Raw genomic sequence first — 12,507 nt, 5'->3', positions numbered from 1 at the left:
TCGCGCCGATGCCACACCGTAGAAGGCCGGCCGCCGGGCGGGCAGTCGCCGCGATGACACGTGGCACGAGACCGGGAGACCGGTGGATCACTGGAAGTCCGGGGTCCAGATCCGCGCCTTGTAGAACTCCGCGCCGGACCGGGTGCGATCCGGCGACTGCGAAAACCGTACCGTGGGGCTACCCCAGGTGCGCGACCCGGCGTTGTCCGCGCGTACCGACAGCACCTCGCCAGACGAGTGGCGCACGTACGCCTTCACCCTGGTTTCGCTGGAGATCTTGCGCTTGCTGAACGACCCGCCCGCGGTGCTGATCTCGTACACGCCGTCGGTGGCCGTGCACAGCAGCCGCTGCGTGTTGGAGTAGTCGGGCTGCAGGTCGTGGCCCAGGTTGGAGCTGCCCAGGCTGACCGCGGCGCCGTAGTGGCGCAGCCGGGTGTTGCGGTACGTGCCCTCGACCGCGTACCCGCGCAGCGTGCCCTTGCCGATCGCCCACAGCAGCTTGTAGGTGGGGTCCCAGAGCACGCCGTGCGCCCCGGCCAGGCTGACCGTCTGCACCTTGGCGAGGCTGCCGAGGTTGCTGACCGCGCTCGGCGCGTACAGCGTCAGGTAGCCGTTCGAGCTGGCGACCACGACGGACCCGTTGCCGGGGATCCGCTCGATGGCGTGCGGGTTGCCGCCCGGCGTGGCGCTCCACTTGAGATCGCCCCGCTCGGTGGCCTTCTCGCTGCCGATGTCGATGATGCCGGCCTTGCCGCCCGACGCGCAGACCAGCGCGATCCAGCCCTGCGCCGACGTGCTGCGAATCTTCACGTCGGACAGGTTCGACCACACCCCGCCGCCCGGGCTGAAGCTCCAGTGCAGGTTGGCGTCCGTGAAGGTCTTGCTCTTGTGCCACACCATGACCTTGTTCTTGACCTGCTCGGTCGTGGCCACGTAGTAGCTGGTCGCGGCCTGGGCCGCGCTGGAGCCGAGCACGGCGGCGGTGGGTCCGGCGATGGCGCCGGCGGCCAGGCCGCGCAGGATGGTACGTCGCTGCATCCGAAATGCCTCCCCTTGATCAATGCGTCATTGATCATACTCCCAGGGGATCTGCGGAGAGCGGTGGAAGGCGGTGCCGCGCAGTGTCCATCGTGGAGCGTGGGCGGCCACGCGGTGGCGGAAGGACTCCCAGTCGCGCCGGTCCACAGCGGACCATCCCACCTCGGCGATGGCCGGCAACCTCGGGTACGTCATGGTTTCGACGTCGGCGAGCGTGCGCATGGTCTCCGACCACAGTGGTGCCTCGACGCCCAGCACGTGCGCCTCACCCACGCCCTCGATCTGCGCGGCAGGGTCCCACTCGTAGGCGTCGCGCACCTCGATGTAGCCGGCCCAGTCCAGGCCCAGCGGGGTGTCCGGCGTGTACTTCATGTCCAGGTACGCGCGGTTGGACGGTGACATGAGCACGCGGGCGCCCCGGGTCGCGGCGGCGGCAACCTCGGGGTGCGTGCCCGCACTGCCCCAGAACTGCGGCACCACCGACGCGGGCGGGTCGGCCTTCGCGATCTCGTGCCAGCCCAGCACCTTCTTACCGTGCCGCTCGACGATCGGGATGATCCGGCGCATGAACGTGCGGTAGTCGCCGTCGGGTGTGGCGTCCGCCTCGTCGCCGCCCACGTGCAGGTACGGGCCGGGAGTCAGCGCGGCCAGCTCGCGCACCACGTCCTCGACGAACGCGTACGTCACCTCGTCACCGCCGCGTAGCGAGCTGTAACCGACCGCCGTGTCGGTGCGCGGCGTCGCGGCGATCCCGCCGTTGAGTTCGGGGTACGCGACCTGAGCCGCGTTGGTGTGTCCGGGCATGTCGATTTCGGGTACCACGGTGACGTAGCGCTCGGCCGCGTAGGCCACCAGTTCGGCGTACTCGGCCTGCGTCAGGTAACCGCCCCCCGCACCGTCCACACCGGACCCACCATCGCCGGCGGTCAGCTTCGGCCAGCTCAGGATCTCGATACGCCAACCCTGGTCGTCGGTGAGGTGCAGGTGCAGGTGGTTGACTTTGTACGCGGCGATCTGGTCGACGAACGCCTTGATTTCGTCGAGCGTGTGGAAGTGCCGGGCCAGGTCGAGCATCGCGCCCCGGTACGGGAAGCGTGGGCGGTCGGCGATCGCGCCGCCTGGCACCGTCCACTCACGAGCGACGAGGGCCGGTGACTCGATGTCCGCGGGCAAGAGCTGGCGCAGCGTCTGCACACCCGCGAAGAGCCCGGCGGGGGCGTCCGCGCGGACGCTGACACCATCCACATTGGTCGTCAGCCGGTACCCTTCGGGCCCGAGCCCGCCACCTCCGAGTCGCAACGTGATGGTCGCTGTGTTCTCGTCGGTGACCGGGATCGGGTACCCGGTGGCGGGCCGGAGGAGGGCGGCGAGGTACTCACCGATGCGGCGCGCCTCCGCGGAGCCCGGTTCCGTGAAGATCGCCGTGTCCGGGCCGAGCCGGAAGTCCTGCCCCGGTGCCGGCCGGACCTCCATCGGTGCGGGAATCACGCCCATGGACCCTCCTGTAGATCAGTAAATGTTCTTTATAGTAACGTGTGGTACCGTCACGCTTGTTACGTAACAACCGTGATGCAACGGGGGTGCTGTGCCTAGGTATGTCGACCACGACCAGCGCCGCGGCGAGCTGTCGCAAGCCGTCTGGCGGGTAGTACGCGAGCGGGGCCTGGAAGGGCTCACCATGCGCTCGGTGGCGGCCGCGGCCGACTGCACCACCGGCCGCGTCGCCCACTACTTCCGCGACAAGAACGCCCTGCTCACGCACGCCCGCGACGTCATGCACCGCCGGATGGCCGCGCGCATCGACGCACTCCCGCCACAGCCCGGCGCCCGCGCCCGCCTCCGCGCGGTACTGCTCGAAGGTCTCCCGCTCGACGACGACCGGGTACTCGGCTCGACCGTTTGGGCACACTTCCTGCTCGCCGCGCGCACCGACCCCGAACTGCAAACCCAACACACCGTGCGGCACGAATCATGGGTGCGGCGCCTGACCGGGTTGCTTCGCGACGTGTACGCCGAAGCGAGCACCCCGCCACCCGACGACCTCGACGTGCGGGTGCGCGCCCTCGTCGCCTGCCTGGACGGCCTGGCGCTCAGCGCGGTCGCCACCCCCGACTCGTACCCGCCCGACCTCGTCGCGCGGGTCATCGACAAGCAACTGGAACTAATCTGCATGGGAGCGTAACGATGGACATCATCGAGGTGGATCCTGCTGACGGGCGGCTGGCACCGCTGGTGGCCGCGCTGCGCGCGGAGCTGGACGCGCGCTACCCCGAGGAAATCGACTTCGAGCATCCCACGGTAAAGGAAGCGGCCCGCTTCCTACTGGCCACAGTGGACGGCGTGGCCGCGGGCTGTTGCGCGGTCCAGCCTCTCGACGACGGCGACAGCGAACTGAAGCGCATGTATGTGCCGCCGGATATGCGCGGGCGCGGCATCGCGGGCATGCTGATGGCAGAGGCGGAGCGCCTAGCGGTGCGACTGGGCCGCACCCGCATCAAACTCGAGACCGGCGTACGCCAGCCGGAAGCGATCGCGGTGTACGAGCGCGCGGGCTTCAGTCGCATCCCCAACTACCCGCCGTACGACGGCTGGCAGACCAGCCTCTGCTACGCCAAACCCCTCTAACCCCATCCCACTGCGCCGCCGAGTGGGTCAGCCTCCCCGCTCGCGACGAGGCCGCGTGCGGCGGGGCCGCTGGGGCCGCGCCGCGCCGCTTGGGCCGTTCCGCGCCGCTTGGCCCGCGCCGCGCCGCGCCGTCTCTCTTAGCCGATCAAGGGCGAATGCACGTGGTTGGATCTCTTTTCCGCGTGCTTTTGCCCTTGATCGATGGAGATGTCCCTGATCGACGGCAACAGCGCAAGGGAGCCCGCCGCCTCCGGCGGCGCGGCGCCGGCGACCGCGGCTCTGTTCCGAGCCCTGCGGCGATCTTGCGGTTGCCTGGTGGATTGCCCCGGTTTGGGTCATGACAACTGCAAGATCGCCGCAGGGCTGCGGCGGCTGCGGGCCGCCGTCCGACCGCCATGGCTAGATCTTGGAGCTCTACCGTCGTCCTGGCGACGGTAGAGCTCCAAGATCTCCGCGCGAGGGTGTCTGCTAGCGCATGGCGCGGCGCTTCGCGCGCTTGCGCCGCGAAGCGATCGGTGAACGGGGGCGTGGTCGGGGGATGACCCGGCATCCGCGGACGACGACACCTACGACCTTGCTGGCTCGCGGATCAAGGAGATCTCCATCGATCAAGGGCGAATGCACGCGGAAAGAGATCCAACCACGTGCATTCGCCCTTGATCGGCGCGAAGGGGGTGCGTGGGCGCGCGCGAAGGGGGTGCGTGGGCGCGCGAAGGGCGGCCGACGGGGGGTGGGCGGGGGCGTAGGGGGAAGAGGTGGGTGGGGGTTGTCGCAAGGAGTGGTGTTAGGTGCACACATCAGTGTGTTAAGTTAACGCGCAATGGTGGTAGATCTGGAGCGCGGGCTCTGCGTCGGTGTCGATGTTGGCACGCAGAGTTTGCGGGTGCTCGTTGTCAGTGGCACGGGTGACGTCGTCGGGCGGGGGGCCGGGCGGCTCGACAGTGTGCGTGCGGGTGAGCGGCATGAGCAGGACCCGGCGCAGTGGTGGGCGGTGCTCGGGCGGGCGTGCCGGCAGGCTTTGCGGGGAGTCGACGCCGAGCGCGTGACGGGTGTCGCGATCTGCGGCACGTCCGGCACCTTTCTACTGGCTGGGCGGGACGGCCGTGCGCGTACAGCCGCACTCATGTATGACGATGCGCGCGCCGCGGTCGAAGCGGAAGAGGTCGCGGCCGCCGGCGCTGATCTTTGGGCGGCGCTGGGGCACCGGATGCAGCCGTCCTGGGCGTTGCCGAAGCTGCTGTGGACGCTGCGTCACGGGGCGGCCGAGGTGCGGGCGGCGGCCGGGCGCGGCGAGTTGACGTTGCAGCATTGCGCGGACCACCTGGCCGGGCGGCTCACCGGCGCGCCGGTGGCGACGGACTGGAGCCACGCGCTCAAGACCGGGTACGACCTCGATGGTGGGGCGTGGCCGGCGGCGGTGCTGGAGAAGCTGGCGATCCCGGTCGAGGTGCTGCCCGACGTGGTGCGGCCGGGCACGGCGATCGGCCGGGTCGGTGAGGCGGGCGCCGCGCATACGGGGCTGCCGGTCGGGGTGCCGGTGCGAGCCGGTATGACCGACGGCTGTGCGGCGCAGGTGGCGGCCGGCGCGCTGCAACCCGGCAGCTGGAATTCGGTACTCGGTACCACGCTCGTCCTCAAGGGGGTGAGCACGGAGCGCCTCGCCGACCCGCACGGAGCGGTCTATTCGCACCGTCACCCCGACGGCGGCTGGCTGCCTGGCGGCGCCTCGAATGTCGGCGCGGGTGTGCTCAAGCTGCGCTTTCCGGGCGTCGACCCGGCGGTCATGGACGTGGAGGCGGCTCGGTACGAACCGTCGGGCGGTCTCGCGTATCCGCTCGTGCGACGCGGCGAGCGATTTCCGTTCGTGGATCCGAGCGCTGAGCCGTTCGAGCTCGGTGCATTCGCGAGTGAGGTTGACCGGTACGCCGCCACATTGCAGGGAGTGGCTTTCGTCGAGCGCCTCTGCTATCAGTACCTCAAGCGCCTCGGTGCAATGGTCGACGGTTCACTGTCATTGACCGGCGGCGCGACTCGGAGCAAGTACTGGTGCCAGCTCCGTGCGGACGTCCTCGGCCGCGACGTGGTGCTTCCGGCGGCGGCCGAGCCGGCGTTCGGGATGGCGGTGGTCGCGGCGGCCGGCGACGGCTCGGTCGGCGCCGCGGCCGCCCGCATGGTGCGGATCGCGGAGGTCGTGTCGCCGCGGCCAGGTGGGCCCGAGCGGTTCGCCGAGCCCTACGCCCGGTTCGTCGACGCGCTCGCCGAGCGTGGCTATCTCGACGGGGCGCTGGCCGCGTACGCGAAGGAGGGATCGTGAGGACGACCGTGGTGCTGGTCCGGCACGGGCGGACGGTCTGGCATCACCCCAACCGGTACGCGGGGCGGTCGGACGTGCCGCTCGACGCTCACGGGGAGGCGCAGGCCGAGGCGCTGGCACGCTGGGCGGCGGGTGAGAAGTTCACATCGCTGGTCAGCTCGCCGTTGGGCAGGGCGGTCGCCACACTCGCGCCGGTGGCGGCCGCGACGGGCCTGGCGCCGACCGTCGAGCCCCGACTGCGCGAGCTGGACTTCGGGGTGGCCGAGGGGCGCACGCTCGAACAGGTCCGGGCGGACGATCCGGAGGCGGTCGCGTGGTTCGAGGCGAATCCGGCGGAGTACCACTTTCCAGACGGGGAGCCGCCGGCCGAGGCGGTCGACCGGGCGCGCGCCGCCCTCGCCGACCTGGTGGCCGCCGACCCGGGTGGCAAGGTGCTCGTCGTCGCGCACAACACGCTGATCCGGCTGGTCACGTGCGCCGTGCTGGGCGTGCCACTGGGTGAGTACCGGCGGCGGCTGCCGGTGTACGACAGTGTCGCGGCGACCACCCTCCGGTACGACCGGCCGGGCGGACCGGCCGCGCTGCTGGCGTACAACGTGCCGGTGGCCCAAGGATGGATGGCATGACCGCGACCGACACGCCCGAACGGGGCCGGCCCGCCCAGCGCCAGGCCGAGATCGCCGAGCACGTCCTGCAGCACGGGTCGGTGTCGGCGAACGATTTGGCCGAAATGTTCCACGTCAGCCTGATGACGATCCACCGCGACCTGGACGAGCTGGAGCGGCAGGGCGTGGTGCGCAAGTATCGGGGCGGGGTCAGCGCCCAGCCGTCGAGCGTGTTCGAGTCGAACGTGTCGTACCGCCTGCGCGCCGCCAAGGAGGAGAAGCTCGCCCTCGCCAGGCGCGCCCGCACGCTGATCGAGCCCGGCATGGCGGTCATGCTCGACGACTCCACCACCACCCTCGAGGTCGCCAAGCTCCTCGAAGACGCGGGTCCACTGACCGTGATCACGAACTTTCTCGAGACAATCAAGCTGCTCTCCGGCGTGCAGGGGCTGCGGTTGCTGGCGCTCGGCGGCGAGTACTACCCGACGCACGACTCGTTCCTCGGCGTGCCGTGCGTGGAGGCGATCGAGTCGCTGCGCGTCGACCTGCTTTTCGCGTCGACGTCGGCGGTCTCCGGCCGGTACGCGTACCACCAGGAGCAGGAGATCGTGCTGGTCAAGCGGGCGATGATCAAGGCCGCACAGCGCAGCGTGCTGATGGTCGACCACACCAAGCTGGGCCGGGCGGCGCTGCACCGGCTGGCTCCGCTGAGCGACTTCGACCTGGTGCTCACCGACGGCAAGGCGCCGGAGAGCACGCTCCAGGAGATGCGGGAGAACGGTGTCCGGTACGAGATCAGCTAAGAGCGTGGTCATCGGCGTCGACGCGGGCACGACCGTCACGAAGGCGGTGGCGTTCGACGGGGATGGTGTGCCGCTCGCCCGCGCGGCCCGCCCCACCGTGCTCGACCGGGCCGGCGAGGGACGGTACGAACAGGACACCGACCAGGTCGTCGCGTCCGTCGAGGCCGTGCTCGCGGAGCTTCGGGCCACAGTGGACAGTCCAATCGCCGCGGTCGGGGTCACGGCGCAGGGAGACGGGCTCTGGCTCGTCGACGCCGAGGGCCGGCCGGTCCGGCCGGCGATATCCTGGCTCGACGCGCGCGCGACGCCCGTGCTCGACACCTGGTCCGCCGAGGGCCTGCTCGATCTCGTGTACCGGCGCACCGGCAACCACCTCTTCCCTGGCTCGGCGGGACCGCTACTGTCCTGGTTGGACAAGCACGAGCCGGCCACACTGGACCGGGCAGCCACGGCGGCGTACTGCAAGGACGTCATCCTCCAGCGGCTGACGGGCGTGCGCGCGACCGACCCGTCCGACGCGTCGGCACCGTTTCTCGACCCGCGCCGCCGGGCGTACGACGAAGAGCTGATCGCGGCGTGCGGCCTGGACCACCGGCGGGATCTGCTGGCGCCCGTCACGGCGGCGCCGCACGGCGTCGCGGCAGACGGCACCACCGTCGTGGCGGCGCCTTACGACCTGCCAGCGTCGGCCTGGGGAGCGGGCGTCGGCGCTGTCGGCGACGGCCTCCTCATCGTCGGCACCACGCTCGCGTGCCAGGTACTGACGGACACAGTGGACACCGATGGCGAACCGAGCGGGCTGACCCTGAGTACGTGGGATGACGGCCGCTGGTTGCGCGCGCTGCCCGCGATGGTCGGCACCGCCGCACTCGACTGGGTGCTGCGTCTCGTCGGTGCGTCCATCGTGGACCTGCCGGGGCTGCTCGCCGCCGGGCGCGCCGACGGGCTGACCGTGCTGCCGTTCTTCGCCGAGGCGGGCGAACGCGCGCCGTTCGTCGCGCCGCGCGCCCGCGCCCGCATCGATGGGCTGCACCTGGGCACCGACCGCGCCGACGTGGTGCGGGCCACCTGCGAGGCGATCGCCTACAGCGCCCGGCACAACCTCGAAGCGGCCGGCCTCACCGGCGAACTGACCGCGTGCGGCGGTGGCGTCGCCTCGCCCGAGTGGGCGCAGATTTTCGCGGACGCGCTGGGACGGCCGGTGCGGGTGCTCGGCGGGCAGGAGATCGGGGCGCGGGGCGCGGCACTCGCCGCGCGGCGCGTGCTCGGATTGCCGCCACTACCGGCGCCCGAGGGCGAGACCTTCGCGCCGGATCCCAGCGTCCGCGACCGTTACGAGACCGGGTACTCCCGGTACCTGCACCACATCGCCCAGGCGCGACCGTTCTGGGCCGGGGAGGGGACATCATGACCCGGGTACTGGTGGCGGGCGACCACTTCGTCACTCCCACGCTCATCGTCGAGGCCCTGCGCGACCGTCTCGGCTCCGCGATGACCACACTAGACATACACGAGCTGACGCTGCCGTGGCCGCACACGCCGTTCGGGCCGGTGGCCGAGGTCGACGAGGCGTCCGGCGACGAGGAAACGTTGGTGGCGGCGGTGGCCGGCGCCGAGATCGCAATCACCCAGATGGCACCGTTCACCGCCCGGGTGCTCGCGGCCGCCCCGTCCCTGCGGCTCGTGGTCGTCTGCCGGGGCGGCCCCGTCAACGTCAACCTCGACGCCGCCCGCGCCGCCGGCGTCTCGGTGCGCGCGACACCCGGCCGCAACGCGGTCGCGGCGGCCGAACACACGATCGCCCTTCTGCTGGCCGCCCTTCGGCAGATCCCGGACATCCACAATGGAGTGCGGGCGGGCCAGTGGCGTAGCGACCTGTACGCGCTGGACGCGGTCGGCAGCGAGCTGAGTGGCGCGACAGTGGGACTGATCGGATACGGGGCGATCGGGCAGCGGGTGGGCCGGATCCTGAGCGCCTTCGACGCCACGGTACTGGTCCACGACCCGTACGCCCCTGACGTCGCGTCGGTGGGGCTCGACGAGCTGCTGGAGCGCAGCGCGGCGGTCAGCCTGCACGCGCGGCTGACCCCCGAGACAGCCGGGATGGTCGGCGCCAAGGAGCTGGCCCGGCTGCCCCGCGGTGCCGTACTGGTCAACACGGCTCGGGGCGGTCTGCTCGACTACGAAGCGGTCGTCGACGCGCTGGAGTCGGGGCATCTGGGCGGTGCGGCGTTCGACGTGTACGCCGAGGAGCCGATACCGCCGGCGTCCCGCCTCCTGACCGCGCCCCGCGTGGTCCTGACCCCCCACCTGGCCGGTGCGACCAGGCAAACCGCCGAGCGCGCCGCTCGTCTGGCCGCCGAGGAGGTAGCGGCGCACCTCCACTCATGATCAGGGCGCGGGTATACCGGGTGCTCGTCATCCGCTGAGGCAGGATGGGGGTTGACGACACGACCCCGACCAGGGAGCACGAAGGCATGCCTGACAGCACGCGCCTCGACCAGACGCCGGAGTGGGCGGCGCTGGCGAAGCACCGCGACGAGCTTGGCGAGACGCACCTGCGCGACCTCTTCGCCGACGATCCGGGCCGCGCCGAGCGGTACACCGTCCAGGTGGGTGATCTCTTCATCGACTACGCGAAGCACCTGGTCACCGACGAGACGCTGGGCTTGCTGCGCGACCTGGCGGCGGCCCGCGGGGTGGCTGAGCTGCGCGACGCGATGTTCCGCGGCGACAAGATCAACGTCACGGAGCGCCGCGCCGTGCTGCACACCGCGCTGCGCGCGCCGCGCGACGCGGTCATCGAGGTCGACGGCGAGAATGTCGAACCGGCCGTGCACGCGGTCCTGGACAAGATGGCGGCGTTCGCGGAGGCGGTGCGCTCCGGCGCCTGGACCGGCGCGACCGGCAAGCGCATCCGCACGGTCGTCAACATCGGCATCGGCGGCTCCGACCTCGGTCCGGCGATGGCGTACGAGGCGCTGCTCCCGTTTACACAGCGTGACCTCGGCATCTGCTTCGTGTCCAACGTCGACGGCGCCGACCTGCACGAGGCGACCCGCGACCTCGACCCGGCGGAGACGCTGTTCATCGTGGCGTCGAAGACGTTCACCACGATCGAGACGATCACGAACGCGCACTCGGCGCGCGCCTGGCTCGTCGAGGGCATGGGCGGCGACGAGTCGGCCGTGGCCAAGCACTTCGTGGCCCTGTCGACCAACGCCGACGAGGTGGCGAAGTTCGGCATCGACACGGCGAACATGTTCGAGTTCTGGGACTGGGTGGGCGGCCGCTACTCATACGACTCCGCGATCGGGCTGTCGCTGATGATCGCGATCGGGCCGGACGGGTTCCGCGAGATGCTCGACGGGTTCCGGCTGGTCGACGAGCACTTCCGCACGGCGCCGCCGGAGGCGAACGCGCCGCTGCTGCTCGGCCTGCTGGGCATCTGGTACGGCAACTTCTTCGGCGCGCAGTCGCACGCGGTACTGCCGTACAGCCACTACATGGCCAAGTTCCCCGCGTACCTGCAACAGCTCGACATGGAATCCAACGGCAAGTCGGTCGACCGCTCGGGGCACCCCGTGCGCTGGCAGACCGGCCCGGTGGTCTGGGGCACGCCCGGCACCAACGGCCAGCACGCGTACTACCAGCTCCTGCACCAGGGCACCAAGGTGATCCCGGCCGACCTGATCGGGTTCGCCCGGCCGGTGGCCGAGCTGAGCCCGCGCCTCGCCGCGCAGCACGACCTGCTGATGGCGAACCTGTTCGCGCAGGCGCAGGCGCTCGCGTTCGGCAAGACGGCCGGCGAGGTGGCCGCCGAGGGAGTGCCCGCCGAGCAGGTGCCGCACCGCACGTTCCGCGGCAACAAGCCCACCACGACGATCCTCGCCGACCAGCTGAGCCCGTCGGTGCTGGGGCAACTGGTGGCGCTGTACGAGCACAAGGTGTTCGTGCAGGGCGCGATCTGGGACATCGACAGCTTCGACCAGTGGGGCGTCGAGCTGGGCAAGGTGCTCGCGAAGCGCATCGAGCCGGCCCTGACCTCCGGTGAGACGGTGCCGGGCCTCGACACGTCCACCGCTGACCTCGTGGCGCGATACAGAACCCTCCGTGACCGATCCTGATCGCCGGCGGGGGGTGCGCTCCGTCGAGCGGGCGCTCGACATCCTGAGCGCCTTCAGCGCGGCGCACCCCCGCCTGCAACTCGCCGAACTGGCCGAGGCGGTCGGCCTGCCCCGGCCGAGCGCGCACCGGATCGCCGCCTCGCTGATCGACCGCGGCTTCCTGCGACAGGACCCGGACGGCGCGTACCTGCTCGGCATCCGCCTGCTGGAACTCGGCAGCCAGGTGGCGCAGAGCTCACCGATCACCCACCTCACCGAGGAGCCGGCCAACGAACTGGTCCGGCTCACCGGCGAGACAGTGCTGGTCGCCGAGGTCGACTGGACCGACCTCAGCGTGGTCATCATCGGCAAGCGGGCGGGAGACCACCCGCCGCCGGCCATCTCCCCGGTCGGCCGCCGCATGTCGCTCGCGAGCGGCGGCCTGGCGAAGGCCATCCTGCTCGCTCTGCCGCCGGACGAGCTGACCGCCGTCCTACCGCGACTCCGGCTCGCCGCCCGCACGGCGCTCACGGTGGTCGACCCGAAACGGTTGCGGTCCGCGGTGGAGGCATGCCGGCTGACCGGGTACGCCGTCCAGTCGGGCGAGTTCCTGCCGGGTACCGCCGCGGCGGCCGCCCCGGTGTTCGTCGACGGTCGGGTAGCCGGTGCGCTCGCGGTGGTCGGCGCGTCGGCCCGGTTCCCGCGGCGGCGGCTCGACGAGACCGGCCAGCTGATACTCCGCGTACTGTCTCGGACGCAGCCTGTTTAAAGGCACTTTGTCCATTTCGCAGTGCGGAATGGACTCTCGTGGCTTGTAGATCTTCCTCGCTAACCTCCGCGAAGTCCAGGTGGGATGAAATTGGAGGAACAACGTGCCGGCCACGGGTGATGAGCGCGACGGCGGCGGCATGGGCGAGACACTGCTGGTCGGCGGCCTGGTGCTGCTGTTCGTCGTCGTCGTGCTGGGCCTGGTGTATGTAACCCTGCTGAGCTAGAGGCGGCGGGGCGCGGGGGCG

12 protein-coding genes are annotated in these 12,507 nt (G+C 71.0%); 10 read left to right on the top strand and 2 right to left on the bottom strand.

Features of this window, described 5'->3' with window-relative positions; all coding sequences use genetic code 11:
• Nucleotides 1-87: 87 nt before the first annotated feature.
• Nucleotides 88-1,038 carry a DUF6528 family protein gene (locus tag QMG73_RS34420; protein WP_281902789.1) on the bottom strand — a complete coding sequence of 317 codons (951 nt, stop codon included), beginning with the start codon at nt 1,036-1,038 and terminating at the stop codon, nt 88-90.
• Between the two features lie 27 nt (nt 1,039-1,065).
• Nucleotides 1,066-2,532, bottom strand: coding sequence for a beta-N-acetylhexosaminidase (locus QMG73_RS34415; protein ID WP_281902787.1), 1,467 nt, complete (start codon nt 2,530-2,532; stop codon nt 1,066-1,068).
• A gap of 91 nt (nt 2,533-2,623) precedes the next feature.
• Here QMG73_RS34415 and QMG73_RS34410 point away from each other — a divergent pair, with 91 nt between their 5' ends.
• The 10 genes from QMG73_RS34410 (at nt 2,624) to QMG73_RS34365 (ending at nt 12,486) form a co-directional block, all read left to right on the top strand.
• Nucleotides 2,624-3,220, top strand: a complete 597-nt coding sequence (locus QMG73_RS34410) for a TetR/AcrR family transcriptional regulator (RefSeq protein WP_281902786.1) — start codon at nt 2,624-2,626, stop codon at nt 3,218-3,220.
• A gap of 2 nt (nt 3,221-3,222) precedes the next feature.
• Complete coding sequence (locus tag QMG73_RS34405) at nt 3,223-3,663, top strand: GNAT family N-acetyltransferase (protein ID WP_281902785.1); 441 nt, start codon at nt 3,223-3,225, stop codon at nt 3,661-3,663.
• 820 nt (nt 3,664-4,483) lie between these two features.
• Nucleotides 4,484-5,977 carry an FGGY-family carbohydrate kinase gene (locus QMG73_RS34400; protein ID WP_281902784.1) on the top strand — a complete coding sequence of 498 codons (1,494 nt, stop codon included), beginning with the start codon at nt 4,484-4,486 and terminating at the stop codon, nt 5,975-5,977.
• The gene (locus QMG73_RS34395; protein ID WP_281902782.1) at nt 5,974-6,603 is read left to right on the top strand and encodes a histidine phosphatase family protein; all 630 of its coding nucleotides are present in this window, start codon (nt 5,974-5,976) and stop codon (nt 6,601-6,603) included. The genes QMG73_RS34400 and QMG73_RS34395 overlap by 4 nt, the downstream gene beginning before the upstream one ends.
• The gene (locus tag QMG73_RS34390) at nt 6,600-7,385 is read left to right on the top strand and encodes a DeoR/GlpR family DNA-binding transcription regulator (RefSeq protein WP_281902780.1); all 786 of its coding nucleotides are present in this window, start codon (nt 6,600-6,602) and stop codon (nt 7,383-7,385) included. The genes QMG73_RS34395 and QMG73_RS34390 overlap by 4 nt, the downstream gene beginning before the upstream one ends.
• On the top strand, nt 7,363-8,796 hold the full coding sequence (locus tag QMG73_RS34385) for an FGGY family carbohydrate kinase (protein WP_281902778.1): 1,434 nt from the start codon (nt 7,363-7,365) through the stop codon (nt 8,794-8,796). The genes QMG73_RS34390 and QMG73_RS34385 overlap by 23 nt, the downstream gene beginning before the upstream one ends.
• Nucleotides 8,793-9,776: a 2-hydroxyacid dehydrogenase gene (locus QMG73_RS34380; protein WP_281902776.1), complete on the top strand. Its 984-nt coding sequence runs from the start codon at nt 8,793-8,795 to the stop codon at nt 9,774-9,776. The genes QMG73_RS34385 and QMG73_RS34380 overlap by 4 nt, the downstream gene beginning before the upstream one ends.
• An 86-nt stretch (nt 9,777-9,862) precedes the next feature.
• On the top strand, nt 9,863-11,512 hold the full coding sequence (gene pgi, locus QMG73_RS34375; protein ID WP_281902774.1) for a glucose-6-phosphate isomerase: 1,650 nt from the start codon (nt 9,863-9,865) through the stop codon (nt 11,510-11,512).
• Complete coding sequence (locus QMG73_RS34370; RefSeq protein WP_281902771.1) at nt 11,499-12,260, top strand: IclR family transcriptional regulator; 762 nt, start codon at nt 11,499-11,501, stop codon at nt 12,258-12,260. Before pgi ends, QMG73_RS34370 begins: the two co-directional genes overlap by 14 nt.
• Before the next feature lie 103 nt (nt 12,261-12,363).
• Entirely contained in the window at nt 12,364-12,486 is a 123-nt protein-coding gene (locus QMG73_RS34365) for a hypothetical protein (RefSeq protein ID WP_281902768.1), read from the top strand.
• Nucleotides 12,487-12,507: the final 21 nt, after the last annotated feature.

It is taken from the genome of Phytohabitans aurantiacus (assembly GCF_027923225.1).
GTDB classification, from domain to species: Bacteria; Actinomycetota; Actinomycetes; order Mycobacteriales; family Micromonosporaceae; genus Phytohabitans; species Phytohabitans aurantiacus.
Note: the sequence above shows the minus strand (reverse complement) of the source record. Positions and strands in the feature narration are given on the sequence as shown.

Coding starts and splice junctions, on each gene's coding strand:
- QMG73_RS34420 (WP_281902789.1), bottom strand. CDS start 1,038: ATGCAGCGACGTACCATCCTGCGCGGCCTGGCCGCCGGCGCCATCGCC.
- QMG73_RS34415 (WP_281902787.1), bottom strand. CDS start 2,532: ATGGGCGTGATTCCCGCACCGATGGAGGTCCGGCCGGCACCGGGGCAG.
- QMG73_RS34405 (WP_281902785.1), top strand. CDS start 3,223: ATGGACATCATCGAGGTGGATCCTGCTGACGGGCGGCTGGCACCGCTG.
- QMG73_RS34400 (WP_281902784.1), top strand. CDS start 4,484: ATGGTGGTAGATCTGGAGCGCGGGCTCTGCGTCGGTGTCGATGTTGGC.
- QMG73_RS34390 (WP_281902780.1), top strand. CDS start 6,600: ATGACCGCGACCGACACGCCCGAACGGGGCCGGCCCGCCCAGCGCCAG.
- QMG73_RS34380 (WP_281902776.1), top strand. CDS start 8,793: ATGACCCGGGTACTGGTGGCGGGCGACCACTTCGTCACTCCCACGCTC.
- pgi (WP_281902774.1), top strand. CDS start 9,863: ATGCCTGACAGCACGCGCCTCGACCAGACGCCGGAGTGGGCGGCGCTG.